17 protein-coding genes and 1 tRNA gene are annotated in these 17827 nt (G+C 74.5%); 4 read left to right on the top strand and 14 right to left on the bottom strand.

Annotated elements, in window-relative coordinates; all coding sequences use genetic code 11:
* Position 1: 1 nt before the first annotated feature.
* The 7 genes from FSW04_RS07040 to FSW04_RS07010 all read right to left on the bottom strand — a co-directional run bounded on the left by FSW04_RS07040 (position 2) and on the right by FSW04_RS07010 (position 7931).
* Positions 2-1612, bottom strand: coding sequence for a DHA2 family efflux MFS transporter permease subunit (locus FSW04_RS07040; protein ID WP_228430970.1), 1611 nt, complete (start codon positions 1610-1612; stop codon positions 2-4).
* Positions 1609-1914 (bottom strand): GNAT family N-acetyltransferase, encoded by a 306-nt coding sequence (locus tag FSW04_RS07035; protein WP_146917730.1) that lies wholly within the window; start codon positions 1912-1914, stop codon positions 1609-1611. The genes FSW04_RS07040 and FSW04_RS07035 overlap by 4 nt, the downstream gene beginning before the upstream one ends.
* 276 nt (positions 1915-2190) lie before the next feature.
* Positions 2191-3357, bottom strand: a complete 1167-nt coding sequence (locus tag FSW04_RS07030; protein ID WP_407652982.1) for an acyl-CoA dehydrogenase family protein — start codon at positions 3355-3357, stop codon at positions 2191-2193.
* A 93-nt stretch (positions 3358-3450) separates the two neighbouring features.
* Complete coding sequence (locus FSW04_RS07025) at positions 3451-6426, bottom strand: hypothetical protein (protein WP_146917726.1); 2976 nt, start codon at positions 6424-6426, stop codon at positions 3451-3453.
* A 275-nt stretch (positions 6427-6701) separates the two neighbouring features.
* Positions 6702-6989, bottom strand: a complete 288-nt coding sequence (locus FSW04_RS07020) for an HU family DNA-binding protein (RefSeq protein ID WP_146917721.1) — start codon at positions 6987-6989, stop codon at positions 6702-6704.
* 113 nt (positions 6990-7102) lie between these two features.
* Positions 7103-7276, bottom strand: coding sequence for a CsbD family protein (locus tag FSW04_RS07015; RefSeq protein WP_146917719.1), 174 nt, complete (start codon positions 7274-7276; stop codon positions 7103-7105).
* Positions 7254-7931 carry a J domain-containing protein gene (locus tag FSW04_RS07010; RefSeq protein ID WP_146917716.1) on the bottom strand — a complete coding sequence of 226 codons (678 nt, stop codon included), beginning with the start codon at positions 7929-7931 and terminating at the stop codon, positions 7254-7256. The genes FSW04_RS07015 and FSW04_RS07010 overlap by 23 nt, the downstream gene beginning before the upstream one ends.
* 113 nt (positions 7932-8044) lie before the next feature.
* On the opposite strand from FSW04_RS07010, the gene FSW04_RS07005 reads away from it, so the two are divergent.
* Together FSW04_RS07005 and FSW04_RS07000 are read left to right on the top strand one after the other, a co-directional pair.
* Positions 8045-8344 (top strand): DUF6812 domain-containing protein, encoded by a 300-nt coding sequence (locus FSW04_RS07005; protein ID WP_146917714.1) that lies wholly within the window; start codon positions 8045-8047, stop codon positions 8342-8344.
* Positions 8345-8431: 87 nt separating this feature from the next.
* Positions 8432-8644 (top strand): hypothetical protein, encoded by a 213-nt coding sequence (locus FSW04_RS07000; protein ID WP_146917712.1) that lies wholly within the window; start codon positions 8432-8434, stop codon positions 8642-8644.
* Positions 8645-8828: 184 nt separating this feature from the next.
* On the opposite strand, the gene FSW04_RS06995 is transcribed toward FSW04_RS07000, so the two are convergent.
* The 3 genes from FSW04_RS06995 to FSW04_RS06985 form a co-directional block, all read right to left on the bottom strand.
* Positions 8829-8917, bottom strand: a tRNA-Ser gene (locus tag FSW04_RS06995).
* Between the two features lie 41 nt (positions 8918-8958).
* Positions 8959-10185: an aminopeptidase gene (locus FSW04_RS06990; protein ID WP_146917709.1), complete on the bottom strand. Its 1227-nt coding sequence runs from the start codon at positions 10183-10185 to the stop codon at positions 8959-8961.
* 65 nt (positions 10186-10250) lie between these two features.
* Positions 10251-10589: an STAS domain-containing protein gene (locus FSW04_RS06985; protein WP_187369315.1), complete on the bottom strand. Its 339-nt coding sequence runs from the start codon at positions 10587-10589 to the stop codon at positions 10251-10253.
* Between the two features lie 116 nt (positions 10590-10705).
* Between FSW04_RS06985 and FSW04_RS06980 the strand changes: the two genes are divergently transcribed.
* Entirely contained in the window at positions 10706-11548 is an 843-nt protein-coding gene (locus tag FSW04_RS06980; RefSeq protein WP_228430969.1) for an SDR family NAD(P)-dependent oxidoreductase, read from the top strand.
* Here FSW04_RS06980 and fgd read toward each other — a convergent pair.
* A complete protein-coding gene (gene fgd, locus FSW04_RS06975) occupies positions 11545-12549 on the bottom strand; it encodes a glucose-6-phosphate dehydrogenase (coenzyme-F420) (protein WP_146917702.1) in 1005 nt (334 codons plus the stop codon). The genes FSW04_RS06980 and fgd overlap by 4 nt on opposite strands.
* A 95-nt stretch (positions 12550-12644) precedes the next feature.
* On the opposite strand from fgd, the gene FSW04_RS06970 reads away from it, so the two are divergent.
* Positions 12645-13589 (top strand): DMT family transporter, encoded by a 945-nt coding sequence (locus FSW04_RS06970; RefSeq protein WP_146917700.1) that lies wholly within the window; start codon positions 12645-12647, stop codon positions 13587-13589.
* Here FSW04_RS06970 and metX read toward each other — a convergent pair.
* From metX to FSW04_RS06955, 3 genes are all read right to left on the bottom strand, one after another.
* Positions 13544-14650, bottom strand: coding sequence for a homoserine O-acetyltransferase MetX (gene metX / locus FSW04_RS06965; RefSeq protein ID WP_146917698.1), 1107 nt, complete (start codon positions 14648-14650; stop codon positions 13544-13546). The two genes, FSW04_RS06970 and metX, sit on opposite strands and share 46 nt — an antisense overlap.
* A 1-nt stretch (position 14651) precedes the next feature.
* Complete coding sequence (locus FSW04_RS06960) at positions 14652-15965, bottom strand: O-acetylhomoserine aminocarboxypropyltransferase/cysteine synthase family protein (RefSeq protein ID WP_146917696.1); 1314 nt, start codon at positions 15963-15965, stop codon at positions 14652-14654.
* Positions 15966-16173: 208 nt separating this feature from the next.
* Positions 16174-17778 (bottom strand): GMC family oxidoreductase, encoded by a 1605-nt coding sequence (locus FSW04_RS06955; protein ID WP_146917694.1) that lies wholly within the window; start codon positions 17776-17778, stop codon positions 16174-16176.
* Positions 17779-17827 lie beyond the last annotated feature (49 nt).

The following is a 17827-nucleotide window of genomic DNA, read 5'->3' as shown; positions in this document are numbered from 1 at the left end:
GTCAGGCGGTCCGGGGGCGGGCGGGCAGGGCGACGGCCGGCAGCGGGTCGCGCGCGGCGTCGGCGGGCTGGCCGGCGAGCTGGCCGCCGGGACAGTCCTCGCAGCGCACGACCCGGCGCGGGTTGACGATCCCGGCCAGGCCGAGCAGGCCGCCGAGCGCGACCAGGCCGGCGGCGATCCCGATGCCCAGGCGAAAGGCGTGCACGGCCGCGTCCGTGACCGCGGAGGCCACCGCCGCGCCTTCGGGCCCCGGGAGCGCGCCGGTGTCGGCGCGGGCCAGGGTGCGCCGCTTGGCCTCCTGGACGACGCGCTGGGCCTGCGGATCGAGCCGGCGGCCGTCGAGCCCGCGGTCGACGGACGCCGTGAACGACGCCGCGCCCACCGCGCCCAGGGCGGCGACGGTGAGCAGGCCGGCCACGCGCGCCACCGCGTTGTTGACCCCCGAGGCGATGCCCGCGTTGCGCTCGTCGGCGTCGGCGAGCACGGTCGCGGTGAGCGGCGCGACGGTCGCCGACAGGCCGAGCGAGAACAGCAGCAGCGCCGGGAACAGGTCGGTCCAGTAGTCCAGCCCCGCGTCGAGGCGGAGCATGAGCGCGAGGCCGGCCGCCGCGACGATCGGCCCCAGGCCCATGAACAGGCGCGGGCCGTGGCGGTCGGCCAGTCGCCCGGCGCGCTTGGACAGCGAGAACATGATGATCGTGGTCGGCAGCGTCGCCACGCCGGCCTGCAGCGCCGCGTAGCCCGCGACCTGCTGGAGGAAGAGCACCAGGAAGAAGAACGTGGCGCCCAGCCCGCCGTACATGGCGAACGTCTGCGCGTTGCCGACCGCGAAGTTGCGCCGGCGAAACAGCGACAGCGGCAGCATGGGGTGCTCGGCGCGCGCCTCCCACGCCAGGAAGGCGCCGAGCAGCGCGAGCCCCGCCAGGCCCGGGATGAGCACGTCGGGCGCGCCCCACCCCGACGCCGGCTGGCGGATGAGCGCCAGCACGGGGCCGGCGAGGCCGAGCACGCACAGCCCCGCGCCGGCCCAGTCGACCGGGACGCGGGCCCGGCCCGGGTCGCGCGCCGGCACCGCCCGGAGCACGAGCGTCACGGCGATGGCGACGAACGGCACGTTGATGGCGAAGATCCAGCGCCAGGAGGCGGCGTCGACGAGGTAGCCGCCCGCCAGCGGCCCGACGACCGTCGCGATGCCCGCCCACGCCGTCCAGGACCCGATCGCGGCGCCGCGCTCGCGCTGCGGGAACGCGGACACGATGACGGCCAGCGAGCTCGGCGTCAGCAGCGCGCCGAACACGCCCTGCAGCGCGCGGCAGGCGATGAGCACCTCGATCGACGGGGCGGCCGCGCACAGGACGGAGACCACCCCGAAGCCCGACACGCCGAGCACGAACATCCGTCGCTCGCCCAGCAGGTCGCCGAGCGAGCCGCCGACGAGGATGAGCGACCCCAGCGCCAGGAGGTAGGCGTTGGCCACCCACTGCTGGCCCGCCAGGCCGCCGCCGAGGTCGGCGGAGATCGAGGGCAGCGCGACGTTGACCGCGCTGGCGTCCAGGCCCGCCACGAACGAGCCCATGATCGCCGCCAGCAGGGCGAGGCGCTTGGCGGTCACAGCCCGAAGTCGTTCCTGTAGGCCTCGGGCACCAGGTCCTGGTCGTCGGGGTGGCGCTGGAGGTAGGCGCTGACGAACGGGCAGAACGGCAGCACGGCCAGCGAGCGGGCGCGCGCGTCCTGCAGCGCGGAGGCGATGAGCGTGCGCCCCAGGCCCCGGCCCGTCATCGCCTCGTCGACCTCGGTGTGGATGAACGCGATGAGCCCGGGCCGCAGGCGGTACTGCGCGAACCCGGCCACGGCGCCGTCGGCCGTGATCTCGTAGCGCTGCGACCCGGGGTTGTCGCGCACCGCTGGGTCCATGCCCCGATCTTACGCACGTCCCATCGTCGTCCCGCATGGCCGAGTGCGTGCTGCCGTGAGCGGACACGCTTGGCCCGATCGGGTGATCCGCCGCACGGGCCCCCTCGTGCCCGGCGGGCGCATCCGGCATGCTCGGAGGCGACCAGTCGTCGGTCTCCTCGGGACAGGGTTCCGGCGTCCGCACCGTCGCTCAGGCGTCCAAGCGAGCTGGTCCTTCTCCAGGCGGGCCGGTGGCACTGCACGTGCCGCCGGCCCGTCGACGTTGACGGGGCCCCGCTAGGCGCCGGCGCCCTCTCGGGGCGCCCACCGGCGCAGCTCGGTCCGGGCGATGGTGCGCTTGTGCACCTCGTCGGGGCCGTCGGCCAGGCGGAGCGTGCGCACGTGCGCGTACATCGCGGCCAGCGGGAAGTCGTCGGTCACGCCGCCGCCGCCGTGCACCTGGATCGCCCGGTCGATGATCCGCAGCGCGACCTCGGGGGCGGCGACCTTGATCGCCGCGATCTCGACGCGCGCGTGGCGGTTGCCGACGGTGTCCATGAGCCAGGCGGTCTTCATCGTCAGCAGCCGGAGCATCTCGAGGTCGATGCGCGCCTCGGCGATCCAGTCCTGGATGTTCGCGCGCTCGGACACGGGCTGGCCGAACGTCACGCGCGCCTGGGCGCGCTTGCACATGAGCTCCAACGCACGCTCGGCGGCGCCGATCGTGCGCATGCAGTGGTGGATGCGGCCGGGGCCGAGCCGGGCCTGGGCGATCATGAAGCCCTGGCCCTCGCCGGCCAGGATGTTCTCCACGGGCACGCGGACGTCCTTGAAGTCGACCTCGCCGTGGCCCTCGGGGTGCACGTAGCCGAAGACCGGGAGGTTGCGCAGGACCGTGACGCCGGGCGTGTCGAGCGGCACCACGATCATCGACTGCTGCTGGTGGGGCGCCGCGCCGGGGTCGGTCTTGCCCATGACGATGAGCACCTTGCAGTTGGCGTGCAGGGCGTTGGTCGTCCACCACTTGCGGCCGTTGAGCACGTACTCGTCACCGTCGCGCTCGATGCGCAGCTCGATGTTCGTGGCGTCGGAGGAGGCGACGGCCGGCTCGGTCATGGCGAACGCCGACCGGATGTCGCCGTCCAGCAGCGGGCGCAGCCAGCGGTCCTGCATCTCCGGCGTGCCGAAGAGCGTCAACACCTCCATGTTGCCGGTGTCCGGGGCGTTGCAGTTGCAGGCCTCCGGGCCGAGGATGCTGCGGCCCATGATCTCGGCCAGCGGCGCGTACTCGACGTTGGACAGGCCCGGGCCCCACTCCTCGTGGGGGTGGAACAGGTTCCAGAGGCCGCGGCGACGCGCCTCGGCCTTGAGCTCCTCGATCACCGGGGCGTGGTGATGGGGATCGCCCGCGGCGCGCAGCTGGTCCTCGTAGACCGCCTCGGCCGGGTAGACGTGCTCGTCCATGAACGCCCCCAGCCGCTCCTGGTAGTCCTTGCACCGGTCGCTGAGCTCGAAGTTCACCGGCGCATCATGACAACGCGGCGGGCCGCGCGGCGCTCACTTCGCCGCGTGCACCTTGATCGTGGCCCTCACCGTGCGGCCGTCGGTCGCGGTGCCCGTGACCCTGAACGCGACGGTGGCGCCCGCCCGGATGGCCCGGCGCGTGCGCAGCACCCCGCGCGGCAGGGTGATCTGCAGCGCCTTGGCGCTCTTGCCCTTCGGCGCGGTGAACGTCACGCGGCCCTTGGCGTAGCGCACCGCCGAGCCGGCCAGCCGCCGGCCGCCCATCACCAGGCGCCCGTGGGCGCGCACGCTGCGCGCCGAGGCGGGGCGAAGGGCCGCGGGAAGCGTCACCGTCAGCCGCCGCAGCGCCTTCGTCGAGGTCATCTTCAGGCGCAGCGTCGGCCGGTGGCGGGCGACGCCGTACAGCTCGCCCAGGCCGCTGAGCGGGCCGCACCCCACGAGCTCGGCGTAGACGTTCGTGCTCACGCGCCGGCCCGGCTGCGAGCCCAGCGTCAGCCCGAACTGGGGGTCGCGGCCGCACTGGTCCACCGTGGTGACCAGCGCGCCCTTCGGGCCGCCGGCCAGGTCGAGCGCCAGCGAGGTCAGCGGGACATCGGGGATCGCCGCGAACGTCGTCGTCAGGCGCTTGCCGACCGTGACGCTGCCGCGCAGCCGGACGATCCCGAGGTCGAGCCCGAGGTCGGGCAGCCCCGGCCTGGCGGGCGCGGTGAGGTACGCCCCGCCCGAGAGCGTGGCCGGCAGCAGCGGCGACTGCGCCGTGACCGTCCCGATCCGCGAGATCGCCGGGCAGGTGCGCGACGCGAACTGGTCGGCGGTGCAGATGGCGCCGGTGTTGCGCAGGTCGACGCCGATGCGCGCGGGCAGCGTCACGACCGTGCTGCGCATCGCCGACTCACCGGGGGCCTGGCGGATCACGACGCGCAGCGGCGGGTGCCTGCCCCGGCCGACCTGGCCCGGCGACCCGACACGCGTCTCGATCTTCGGCGCGAAGGCCAGGCGATCGCAGCCCGTCGCCTGGTACGGCGCCTCGGCGGTGGCCGTCAGCTCGCCCCCGACGGCGGAGAACGCGCCGCGCAGCGTCTGCGGCGCGCACGAGGTGGCGTTGCGCATGAAGCCCTTGCGGTCCAGGCGCAGGTCGATGCTGCGGTAGACGGTCGGGATGCCCTGCAGCTGCTGGGGCAGGTCCTCGCTGACGACGTCGATGCCGGCGTCGTCGGGGCGCAGCGAGAGCTTCTGCATCACGGTGATCTGCCCGAGGTCCAGGGCGGGCAGCCGGCTGTCGACGACGACCGCCATCCCGGCCAGCGCGCCGTCGAAGCCCGACGTCAGGTAGAGCTTGCCGGGCAGCTCGAGCGGCGCGGGGCCGGTGCCGACGCTCACGGTGGCCGTCCCGACCTGCGAGGCGTCGGGGCAGCGCTGGGCCCGGGCGTCGGCGACCGCGCAGGGCGGCACGGCGGTCAGGTCGCCGGTGAGGCCCGGCGGCAGCGACACGGAGAGCTGCTGCAGGCGCAGGTTCTTGTCGGGGCGCTCGACCCGGACATCGACCGCGGCGTCGGCGCCGGCCTGCGTCGTGTCGACGCCGGCGGCCAGCGTCGGGGCGAAGGCCGGGGGCAGGCAGCCGACGACGGCGAACGTCTTGGTGGGCGCCTGGACGGCGCCGCCGCCCCACGGCGTCATCGCCGCGGTCACCGGGTAGTCGCCGCAGGCGACCGGCGAGGTCAGCGCCGCGCGCCCGTCGCCCGGGTCGGTGTAGGTGAACTCGAAGGACTCGAACGGCACCTGCGGCTGGTCCTCGAAGTGCGCGGTGACCGCGGTCGTGACGGGGTCGATGGTGGCGTAGCCGACGAGCTTGATCCGCAGCCGGGGGTCCTCGACCGAGATGTAGTTGACGAGCGGCCGCCCCGGCTGGGGCTGGCCGAAGTACACCTTCCCGCCCAGCGTCTCGCCGGGGAAGATGGGGGTCTTGAACGCCACGCTGCCCATCACCGTGTTGTCGGGGCAGCCCGGGGCCGAGTCGCTGTCCTTGGCGAACTGCTCGGGCGTGCAGGGGACCAGGCCGTTGGCCAGCGGCGGGTTGAGGGCCAGCCCGGCGGGCAGCTGCAGGGCCACGTCCTTGAGGTAGGCCTGGCGACGGGCGTCGTCGCCGGTGCCCGTGTCGGTCGTCGGGAGGATGAGCTTGGCCGAGGCGGCGCCCGGCGTGTCGGCCGGGGCGGTGGCCGGCCCGACCTCCAGGCTCGGGGTGAACGGCACGTCCGCGCAGCGGTCGGGGCGGAACGCGGTCGAGGCCGTCGACACGGCGCCCGCGTCGGACGTCAGCCGCACGGAGGTGACGGCGTCGACGTCGCAGCGCGTGGGCAGCGACATGAAGGCCTTGGCCAGCGAGGCGTGGTGGTTCTGGCCACCCCACAGCGTGAGCACGAGCGTGTGCACGTGCAGCGGGCCGCCGAGCGCCGTGTTCGGGATGCCCGTCGTCACGGAGTCCAGGCCCGCGTCGGGGACCCGCACGCGGATCGGGACCGTGAGCCGCACGGGCGCCAGCGCGCCGATGCCCTGGTCCAGCGCGATGCCCAGCCGGGCGGGCTCGCCGGGGCCGGGGACCAAGTTGTAGACCTCGCCCGTGATGGACTGGTCGAACGGAATGCCGAAGAGCGACGCCGTGACGTCGGAGGCGACGTCGCCGACGCGGGTGGCCGCCGCGCACGAGCCGGCGGTGAAATCCGCCGCCGAGCAGCGGCTGCTCGTCGCGCCCGGGTCGCCCACGACGCCCGCGGGCAGCGAGATCGTCAGGTCGCGCACGTCGTCGGAGGCGGTGTCGATCGCGATCGCGACGCAGACGTCGCGGTGGGCGCCCGCGGGCGCGTCGACCGCGCTGGGCGTCGTGCTGCACGTGCCGCCCGGCGCGATGGGCTGGGCGACGAGCTTGGTGATGCCGACGGTGGCGCCCGCCCCGACGGGCAGCGCCAGCGCTGCGGTGATCGCCACGACGACGATGAAGACCCTCCGACCCATGACCGTTCTCCCCTACGTCCCTGATCCCCGGATGCGCGCCGCTCGTCGAATGAACGTCGGCGGTCACGGGCGCGAGCCTAACCCAGATGCCCGGAAAGCCGCAAATCCGAACCTCCCGAGAAGCACGGGGAGACCAAGCTGCCGGTGAGCTCTGGCCGCGATGACCGGGGTCGGCCGGAGCCGGGGCGACGGAGGAGGCCGCGCGGGGCGCGGCGGGGCCAGGAGCAGCGGGGGCGCCGGCGAACGGCGGCGGCCCCCGCCCCTCCTGCGGCGAGCTACTTCTTGCGGGCGCCGTTGACGGCGGTCTTCAGACCCGCGCCGGCGGTGAACTTCGGGGCCTTGCTGGCCTTGATCTTGACCGCCTCGCCGGTCTGCGGGTTGCGGCCCGTGCGGGCGGCGCGCTTGGACACGGAGAACTTGCCGAAGCCGGTGATCGCGATCTCATCACCCTTCTTGAGGGTCTTCTCGACGGTGGAGATGACGGCCTCGATGGCCTTGCGGGCGTCGGCGTTCGTGAGCCCGCTCTCCTTCGCGATGGCCTCTACGAACTCAGTCTTGTTCATGCGGTTGCTCCTGGATCGACGGCAGACAGTGGGCGCAGCCTAGACCAGCCGGCGTACGGCATGCCCGCCGCAGGGGCCGCGGCGGCCCCGCGGCCGCCGCGACCCCGCCCGGTTCAATCCTTGTGGAGCAGGTCCTTGACCTTGTCGGCGGTGTCGTCGACCTTGTCCTTGACTGAGCCCGAGGCGCGGTCGACCTTGCCCTCGTTCTTGAGGTCGCGGTCCCCGGTCAGGTCGCCGGCGGCCTCCTTGGCGCGGCCCTTCAGGTCATCGGTCGTTCCGTCGCTCATGGCGTTCCCTCTCGGTCGTTGGGTGCGTCGAGAAGGTCGTACCCCGCCCGGCGGGGCGATCACGCGCGGCGATCGCGGCCGCGATCCGCGAGAGGACGTCGGGGCGCAGCTCGAAGAACCGCATGCGCCGCCCGTCGGCCGTGCGCAGGCGCAGGTGCCCGGCGCTGCGGAAGCGCCCGCCCGCCCGCGCCTCGACCTCGGTGATCTCCCGCAGGCGCAGGGAGCGCACCCGGCCCATGATCGCGTCGTCGCGCAGCCAGAGCAGCCGATGATCGGTGACGACGAGCTGGACGTCGTGGCTGTCGGCGGTCGCCGTGAGCACGACCTCCTCGACCAGCTCGCCCGGCTCCAGCGCGGCCAGCAGCTCGCGGGCCAGGACGCGCCGCACGCCGGGCGCCAGCCACGCGCCCTGCAGCTCGGGGTCGGCGGCCGGCGCCAAGGCGGGGTCGGGCGCCGTGGGGTGCGGCCCGGGCTCGGCGCCCTCGACGAGCTGGTCGCGAAGCAGGTCGTAGGCGGCGTTGATCGACATCATCAGCTCGCCCGCGCCCTCGCCGGCGTGGTCGGGGTGGAAGCGCTTGGCCAGGTCCCGGTAGGCGCGCTGGACGTCGCGCGCCGTCGCACCGGGGTCGAGGCCGAGGACGGCGTGCGGATCCACCCCCGCATTCTCGCGAAGGCACGCGTTGCGGCGCGCCCGGTCGGCCTGCCGCGGCTGCGGCCGGACACGGAGCGCTCAAGCCCGGTCGCGGGCGTGCCGATGCCGTGCTGGTGATGCAGACCCGTCAGGAACGCGTGTACCTCGAGACCCCCCGACACCGGATCGCCGGCACGCTGACGCTCGCGCGCGACGGCTACCGCAGCCGCGTCTCCGACGTCCTGAACGCGTCGGAGCGCGACTTCATCCCGCTGACCGACGTCACCGTCGAGCTCGTGGGCCACGAGGGCCCGGGCACCCACCACGAGTTCCTCGCAGTCTCCCGCCACCACGTGGTCATCGCCATCCCCGAGCTCCCCGAGGACGGCGAGCTCTCCCCGGCCGCCGCCGCCGTCCCGCCCGCCGGCGCCGTCTAGCCGACCGGGGACCCCGCGAGTCGCGGCAGGGTGTTGCCCGCCGCGCCGCACCGGAGTACCGTCGGCAAGGGTTCGATGGCCGCCTGGATGGATCTCGTTCTGCGCTCGTGGCAGGACCGCGCCGCGGTCCGCGCCGAGCACTGCCTGGAGCCGACGCTGCGGCGGCGCATCGACCGCATCCCCCAGCGCCTGTCCGATCGCCGGCGCCTGCGCCGCCAGCGCCGTCAGGTGCCGCGCGACGTCGGCACGGCGATCGACGACGCCAGCCGCCGCATGTGGGGCCAGACCTACCGCCCCTAGACGACGTCGGGCACGAGCGTCAGCGTCACGGTCGCGCGCCCCGAGCCCGGCGGGACGAGCACGCCCGGGTGCCGGTCGTCCCGGGAGAGGACGACGCCCGCGTCGGCAGCAGCCGCCGCGCGGTCCGCAGCCCGCCGCCGCGTGCGCCGTGGGCCGGGACCGTCACCGCGGGGCGGCCGCCGAGCGGAGAGAGAGGGATTCGAACCCTCGGTGGACCGTGAAGCCCACACACGATTTCCAGTCGTGCCCGTTCAACCACTCCGGCACCTCTCCTAGAGCGGGCGAGGATAGCGTTCCCCGGGGCCCGCGGCGGGTCAGACCTGCCAGGCGCCATCGGTCAGCACGGGCGTCTCCGCGCCGTCGGTACCCACGCCGAGGACGCGCACCTCCGGCGAGCCGATCATGAAGTCCACGTGGATCGAGGACTGGTTGATCCTGGCTTCGTCGGCCGGGTCCTCGACGCACATGGCATAGGCATGGCCCAGCGCGATGTGGCTCGCGGCGTTCTCGTCCAGGAGCGTGTCGAAGAACACGGTGTCCAGCGCGCCGATGCGCCCGTCGCCGTCGACGAGCGCGGCCTCGCCGAGGCGGTCGGCGGTCTCGTCGCGCGCCGCGTAGGAGCGCAGGACCTCGGCGCCCTCCTCGGCGTCGATGCGCACCGCACGGCCCTCGCGGAACTCGACCTCGAGCCCGCGGATGATCGAGCCGCCGAGCACGAGCGGCTTCGTCGCGCGCACCACGCCGTCGGCGCGGGCGGGGTCCGGCGCGGTGAAGATCTCCTCCGAGGGCAGGTTGGGCAGGTGCTGGATGCCGTCGACGGTCTCGAAGCGAGCGGCCAGGAACTTCGAGGTCGGCAGCAGCCCCACGGTCAGGTCGGTCCCGGGCCCGACGAAGCGCAGCGCGTCGAAGCGCCGGTCGGTCACGCGCGCGGCGGCGCTGACGAGCGTGTCGGCCCGCTCGCGCCAGGCGGCGATCGGGTCGTCGGTGTCCAGGCGGCAGACGTGGACGATCTGCTCGCACAGCGTGACCCAGGCCTCCTGGGGATCGACGTCGGGGTGCACGAGCGCGGCCCACGGGCGCGTCGGGCAGGGCACCGCCGTCCAGTTCGTCGTGCGCGCGTTGACCACCGGGCCCGTCTCGCGGACGGCGGGCAGCTGGTCGCGCCCGACGCGGTTGGGGTCCAGCCCGGCCAGCAGGCCGGGATGGGCGGGGCCGGTCAGGCCGATGCGCGCCGCGTGCATGTTGCCGAGCTCGACGATCCGCTCGCCCAGCCACGGCGGTACGAAGTCCAGCGTGTCCTCGGCGGCGTACTCGATGCGCGCCCGCTTGATGTGCAGGTCGAAATAGGAGACGTCGACGTAGCGCGCACCGTGGCGGTAGGCGCTGCGCGCGAGCGCGCGCGTGACGTCCTCCTTGCCGATCTCGGACCCGATGGCCATCACCTGCCCCGGCTGGAGGTTGGCGCCGAAGCCGACGACCAGGTCCGCGAAGCGCTCCACGAGCTCGGGGTCGTCGAACGCGGCGCGGGGCTCGGGGCTCATGGGCGCACCATAGCGGCGCAATCCGTCCGAAACGGACCATGGCCCGCGCCCGAACGGACGGGCGCTCAGGCGTCGTCGACCTGGTGCAGGACGGTGTCCAGCCCCGAGATCTCCAGCACGCGCTGCACCGGCGAGCCCTCGGCGAGACGCACGAGCGAGAGGCGCCCGCCGTGCTCCTCGGCGGCCAGGTGGGCCGCGACGACGACGCGCACGCCGCTGGAGTCCATGAACGCGAGGTCGCGCAGGTCCAGCACGACGTGCCGGGCGTCGCGCACCGGGTCCATCACGGCCGTCTCGACCTCGCCGGCCGTCGCGAGGTCGAGCTCACCGGCCACGGCGACCAGCACGGCGTCGTCGCGCTGACGGACGTCCACCGAGAACGGGGGTGGTTGGGTGCCCTCCACGGCGCCTAGCCTAGCCCGCCGGACCCGGAACGTCATCGTGCTGACCAGGGGAGGTCGAGCGCGTCGCCGCCAGGGCCGCCGCACCCCGTCCCCTGCCGGGTGAGAGGATGCGCGCCATGATCGCCCTCATCACCGGTGCGTCGAGCGGCATCGGCGAGGCCACGGCCCGGCGCCTGGCGCGCGAGCCGGGCTCGCAGCTCGTCCTCGTCGCCCGCCGGGGCGAGCGGCTGCGCGCGCTGGCCCAGGTCCTGGGCGGCGCCCTCGTGCTCGCCGAGGACCTGACCGACGAGGGCGCCGCCGCCCGGATCGCCGAGGCCGTCGAGGCCGAGCACGGCCGCCTGGACATGCTCGTCAACAACGCCGGGGCAGGCTGGAGCGGGACCTTCGCCCAGCAGGGCGCGGCCAACCTGCGCCGGACGATCGAGATCAACCTCCTGGCCCAGGCCCGGCTGACCGAGGCGTTGCTGCCCGCGCTGCATCGCAGCGCGCCGAGCTGCATCGTCAACGTGGCCAGCACGTCGGGCCGCGTCGCGCGCCCGGGCTCCAGCGCCTACTCGGCGAGCAAGTTCGCCTTCATCGGCTGGACGGACGCGCTGCACCTCGAGGAGGCGCCCCACGGCGTGCACGTCGGCCTGGTCAACCCGGGGTTCATCGCGACGGAGGGCTTCCCGCAGCGCGAGCTGGTCGGGCGCGCCTCCACGCGCTGGATGGTCTCCACGCCCGAGAAGGTCGCCGAGGCGATCATCGACGCCGGCCCGGGCGGGCGCGCGGAGCGCTACGTCCCCCGGCCCTACGCCCTGGCCGCGGCGGCGAGGCTGCTGCTGCCCGGGGGCGTGCGGCGCGTCCTGGCCTCGCGCGACGGCACGGCGCTGAGCACCACGACGGCGGCCGGGACCCACGCCGCGAGCGCCGCCGGCGACCAGGAGCGCGATCGCGCGGCGACGGGCGCCGACCGCTAGCTGCCGGCGCGCTCGCGCAGCTTGGGCAGCACGTCGGCGCCGAACTGCTCGAGGAAGCGCGCCTGGTCGTCGCCGGGCGCGTGCAGGACCAGGTCGTCGAAGCCGAGGTCGAGGTAGACGCCGATCTTCTCGATGACCTCGTCGGGATCGTCGGAGACGATGAAGCGGGTGTGCGCGCGGTCGGCGTTCTCGTCGGCCAGGCGCTCCATCTCGATCGGGTCCTCGACCCCCTCCTTCTGCTCGGGCGTGAGCGCCAGGGCCGCCCAGAAGTGGCACGCGTCGTGCGCGTACTGGCGGTCGCGGTCGTAGGAGACCTTGATCTCGATCATCCGCCGCAGCGACGACGCGTCGCGGCCGGCCTGCTCGGCGCCCTCGCCGACCTTGGCCAGCAGCTCCTCGTAGAGCTCGGGCTTCTTGCCCGACGTGCAGATGAAGCCGTCGCCGACGCGGCCGGCGAGCTTGGCCGCCAGCGGGCCGGAGGCCGCCACGAAGATCGGGACCTCCGTCTCGGGACGGTCGTAGATCGTGGCGCGATCGGTCTTGTAGTACTCGCCCTCGAAGTCGACGCGCTCCTCGCGCCACAGGCGCCGGATGAGCTCGATGGCCTCGGCCATGCGCACACGGCGCTCCTTGCGCCCGGGGAACTCGCCGCCGGTGACCGGCGTCTCGTTCATCGCCTCGCCGGTGCCGACGCCGAGGAACACGCGCCCGGGCGCCAGGCACCCCAGGGTCGCGAAGGCCTGGGCGATGATCGCCGGCTCGTAGCGCAGCGTGGGCGTGAGGACCGACGTGCCGAGCGTGGCCGAGCCCAGCCCGCCCGCGGCCGCCCCGAGCCAGGGCAGCGCGGCGGGCGAGTGCCCGCCGTTGTGGCGCCAGGGCTGGAAGTGGTCGGAGATGGCGACGATCTCCAGGCCCGAGGCCTCCGCCAGCCGCGAGTACTCCAGCAGCGTGGCGGGGTCGAACTGCTCAGCGGACGCCTTGTACCCGATGCGGACAGCCATGTCCGCACCCTAGTTGGTGCGTTGGCGCACCGGCGCGCCCGCGCACCTCACGTCGGCGGGCGCCGAACCGTGATGCCCCTAGCGTTCTGCGACCCATGGACACGGCGACCCCCACCCATCCCTCCCGCGCGACCGCGCTGCCGCTGGCCGCGGCGCTGCTGACCGTCACGCTCTGGGCGTCGGCGTTCGTCGGCATCCGCGCGGCCGGGCGCCACATCGGCCCGGGCGAGTTGTCGCTGGCGCGCCTGCTGGTGGGCGCGGTGGCGCTCGGCCTGCTCGTGCTCGTGCGCCGCGAGCCGCTGCCGCCGCGCGCCGACGCCGCGCGACTGGTGCTGTGCGGCGTGCTGTGGTTCGGGATCTACAACGTGGCGCTCAACGCCGCCGAGCGCCGCGTCGACGCCGGCACGGCCGCCATGCTCGTCAACGTCGGCCCCGTGCTGATCGCGGTGCTGGCCGGGGCGCTGCTCGGCGAGGGCTTCCCGCGCACGCTCCTGCTGGGCTGCGGCGTGGCCTTCGGCGGGGCGGTGCTCATCGGCGCGGCGACGTCGCGCCACGGCGTCCAGGCCGGCTGGGGCGCGGCGCTGTGCCTGGTGGCCGCGGTCACCTACGCCGGCGGGGTCGTGGCCCAGAAGCCGCTGCTACAGCGCTCGTCCCCGCTGGCGGTCACCTGGCTGGCCTGCTGCGTGGGCGCGGTGTGCTGCCTGCCGTTCGCCCCGTCGATGGCCGGCGACCTCCGCGACGCCGGTGCCGGGGCCCTGGCGTGGACGGCCTACCTCGGCCTCTTCCCCACCGCGGTGGCGTTCACGACGTGGGCCTACGCGCTGTCGTCGACCAGCGCGGGGCGCATGGGGTCGACGACCTACCTCGTGCCGCCGCTGGCGATCCTCATGGGCTGGGTCGCGTTCGGCGAGAGCCCCGCCGCCCTGGCGCTGGCCGGCGGCCTGCTCTGCATCGGCGGGGCCGCGCTCGCACGCCGCTCCCCCGTCCCTGCACCTCAGGTCGAGCCCGAGCTCAGGAAGTCGCGGACGATCTCGAGGTAGTCCGGGACGGCGAGCAGGAACGAGTCGTGCCCCCAGGGCGAGTCCACGAGTTCCTCGACGACGGTCCCGGCGCCCGCGGCACGCAGGCCGGCGGCCAGGCGGCGCCCGTGCTCGGGGCCGAAGCGCCAGTCCGAGGTGAACGACAGGCACAGCGCCCGCGCGGCCGGATCGACGCGCGCGGCCGGACCCAGCGGGTCGAACGCGTCCATGATCCGGGTCAGGTAGAGGTAGGTCAGAGCGTCGAAGCGCGCCAGGAACGCCTCGGCCTGGTGCTCGAGGTAGCCCTCGACGTCGTAGGCGGGCCCCAGCCAGCGCGCCCCGTCGCCCTCGCGCTCCCACCCGGGGGGCTCGGCGCGGGCGAACTTGCGGGCCATGCCCTCCTCCGAGAGGTAGGTCACGTGGGCCAGGCGGCGCGCGAAGGCCAGGCCGCGGTCGGGCCGCACTCCGTGCGCCGCGTAGTCGCCGCCGCAGAAGTCGGGGTCGTCGAGGATCGCCCGGCGCGCGACCGCCGACAGCGCGAGGTTCTGGGCCGTCAGCCGCGGGCTCGTGCACACCATGACGGCGTTGGCGATCTCCCCCGGCGCGTCGAGCAGCCACTGCAGGACCTGCATGCCGCCCAGCGAGCCCCCGATCGCCGCGTGCAGCCGCTCGATCCCGAGGTGGGCCAGCAGGCGCCGGTGCACGGCGACGAGGTCGGAGACCGCCAGCGGCGGGAAGCGCAGCCCGTGGGCCGCCCCGGTCCGCGGGTCGATCGAGGACGGGCCGGTGGTGCCCTGGCAGCCGCCGAGCAGGTTGGGGCAGATCACGAAGAAGCGGTCGGTGTCGACGGGCCGGCCCGGCCCGACCATGACGTCCCACCACCCGTCGGGCCCCGCGGGCTCGGCGTCCCCCGTCAGCGCATGGCAGACGAAGACCGCGTTGGAGCGCGTGGCGTCCAGCGTCCCGTGGGTCGTGAACGCCACCTCCACCGGCGCGAGGGTGCGCCCGCACGCCAGGGCAAGCGGGTCGTCCTCCGGGTGGAGGACGACCCGCTGCACGCCGTCGACGGCGAGCCCCGCCACCTCAGGCCGCGCCGGCCGGGGTCCGGGCCTTGGCGAGCGCCTGGCCCAGGTCGGCCAGGAGGTCGTCGATGTGCTCGATGCCGACCGACAGGCGCACGGTGTCCTCCGTGACGCCCGCCGCGGCCAGCTCCTCGGGCGAGAGCTGGGAGTGCGTCGTCGTGGCGCTGTGGATCGCCAGCGACTTGGCGTCGCCGATGTTGGCCAGGTGGCTGAACAGGCCCAGGGACTCGATGAACCTCCGCCCGGCCTCCAGCCCGCCCTTGACGCCGAACGTGACCAGCGCGCCCGCGCCGCCGCGCAGCACCCGGCCGGCGACGTCGTGGTAGCGGTCGCCCTCCAGCCCGGGGTAGGACACCCAGGCCACGGCGTCGTGGTCGGCCAGCCAGCGAGCGACGGCCAGGGCGTTCTCGTTGTGGCGCTCCATCCGCAGAGCCAGCGTCTCGATGCCCTGCAGGAACAGGAACGCGTTGAACGGCGACAGCGCGGCGCCCGTGTTGCGCAGCAGCACGGTGCGGGCGCGCCCGATGTAGGCGGCCGGGCCGAGCGCGTCGGACCAGACGACCCCGTGGTAGCTGGGGTCGGGCTGCACGAGGCCGGGGAAGCGGGCGCCGTTGGCCACCCAGTCGAAGTTCCCGCTGTCGACGATCGCGCCGCCGATCGACGTGCCGTGGCCGCCGATGAACTTCGTCAGCGAGTGCACGGCGACGTCGGCGCCCTGCTCGAAGACGCGCGCGCCGAGCGGCGTGGGCACCGTGTTGTCGACGATGAGCGGCAGGCCGTGAGCGTGAGCCGCCTCGGCCCAGGCCGGCACGTCCAGGACGTTGAGGCGCGGGTTGCCGATGGTCTCGCCGAACACCAGGCGGGTGCGGTCGTCGACCAGTTCGGCCACCGCGCCCGGGTCGTCGGCGTCGGCCCAGCGCACCTCGACGCCGTACTGGGGCAGCGTGTGCGCGAAGAAGTTGTAGGTCCCGCCGTAGAGCTGGGAGACCGAGATGATGTTGTCGCCGGCGCGCGCGACGTTGAGCACCGCGTAGGTCACCGCGGCCTGGCCCGAGGCCGTGACGAGCGCCGCGATGCCGCCCTCGAGCTGCGCCAGGCGCTGCTCGAGCACGTCCCACGTCGGGTTCATGATCCGCGTGTAGATGTTGCCCGGCACCTTCAGCGCGAAGAGGTCGGCCGCGTGCTCGGTGTCGTCGAAGACGAACGACGTCGTCTGGTAGATCGGCACCGCGCGGGCGTTGGTGGCCGAGTCGGGCTCCTGCCCGCCGTGCAGCGCGATGGTCTCGGGGTGGAGGGCGATGGGATCGTCGGACATGCGGGCTCCTGGAGCGAGGGGTGGTGACTTCACGTAAAAGGCTACCGGGGATCGGGTGTTTGAGGCCGAGGGATCTCGTCGTGTCAATCAGATACGCGGCGCTCCCGCACCTGCGACATCGAGCTGCCGACCATCAGGCCGCCCAGGGTCCAGGGCAACGCCGACCCAGGGGGCCGGACCCGCGCGTCGTTGCACCGACGGGCGTCTCCTAGCTCTCGCGCTGCGCGGCGGCCGGGGCGCGGACCCGGCCCCGGACGAGGTCGGCGGCGCGCTCGGCCACCATGATCGTCGGCGCGTTCGTGTTGCCGCCGGGGATCACGGGGAACACCGACGCGTCGACGACGCGCAGGCCCTCCACGCCCCGCACGCGCAGCTCGGGGTCCAGCACGGCGTCCTCGCCGCCCATCCGGCAGGTCCCGGACGGGTGGTAGAGGAGCTCGGCGGTGCGGCGGACGAACGCCTCGACGTCGGCGTCGTCGCGGGTGCCGGGCCCCGGGTAGATCTCGCGCGCGGTGATCGACGACAGCGGCTGCGCCGCGGCGATCTCCCGCGCGAGCTCCACGCCGGTCACGAGCGCGGCGACGTCCTCGGGCTCGGCGAGGGTGTTGGTCAGGATGCGCGGCTTGTCCGCCGGGTCGGCCGAGCGCAGGCGCACGCTGCCGCGGCTCTTGGGGCTCACGAGCACGGGCCCCATCGTGAAGGCGTGGCCGTCGAACTCCTCCGCGCCGTTGTCCACGAAGTACGCGGGCGCGAAGTGGTACTGCAGGTCGGCCGCGGGCAGGCCCGGGCGGCTGCGCACGAACGCGAAGGCCTCGGCCACCGTGGAGGTCAGCGGGCCCGATCGGCGCAGGAGCCACTCCAGCAGCGGCTTGGGCCTGTCGGCGCCGTAGAGCGACTCGGCGACCGTCGCCTCCCAGACGCAGACCACGTAGGGGTGGTCCTGGAGGTTCTCCCCCACCGCGGGCGCGTCGACCGCGACGCCGACGCCGTGGGCGCGCAGATGCTCGGCGGGCCCGATGCCCGACAGCATGAGCAGCTGCGGCGAGCCGATCGCGCCGGCGCACAGCAGCACCTCGCGCGTGGCCGCGATGACCTCCTCGCGCCCGCGGCGGCCGCGGAGCACGACGCCCGTGGCGCGGTCGCCGTCCAGGGCGATCCGGGCGACGTGGGCGCCCGTGCGCACCTCGAGGTTCGGGCGCCCGAGCGCGGGGCGCAGGTAGGCGTCGGCGGTGCTCCAGCGCCGGCCGTTGCGCTGGGTGACCTGGCAGAGCGACGCGCCGTCCTGCTCGGGCCCGTTGTAGTCGGCGATCCGCGGGATGCCGGTCTGCTCGGCCGCGGCCAGGAAGCGGGCGGTCAGCGGTCGCGGCGAGCGCTCGTCGGCGACGTTGAGCGGGCCGCCGACGGCGTGGTGCTCGGAGGCGCCCCGCTCGTTGTTCTCCGCCTTGAGGAAGTAGGGCCGCACGGCGTCCCAGCCCCAGCCCGCGGCGCCGTCGCGCTCCCACAGGTCGTAGTCCAGCGGGCGCCCGCGGACGTAGAGCATGGCGTTCATCGAGCTCGAGCCGCCGAGCGCCTTGCCGCGCGGCACGAAGAGCGAGCGCCCGTCGCAGTGCGGCTCGGGATCGGTCGCGAAGTCCCAGTCCAGGTTGGTGTGGAACTGCTTGGCGAAGGCCGCGGGGATCTTGATGTTCGGGTGCCGGTCGCGGCCGCCGGCCTCGACGAGGATCACCCGGACGGAGGGATCCTCGGTGAGGCGGTTGGCGAGCACGCAGCCGGCCGAGCCGGCTCCGGCGATGACGTAGTCCGCGGAGGCCATGCGGCCGATCGTCGCGACCCCCGGCCCGCGATGCAAGCGCGGGCCGGAA

Source organism: Baekduia soli, from assembly GCF_007970665.1.
Classification (GTDB): domain Bacteria; phylum Actinomycetota; class Thermoleophilia; order Solirubrobacterales; family Solirubrobacteraceae; genus Baekduia; species Baekduia soli.
Note: the sequence above shows the minus strand (reverse complement) of the source record. Positions and strands in the feature narration are given on the sequence as shown.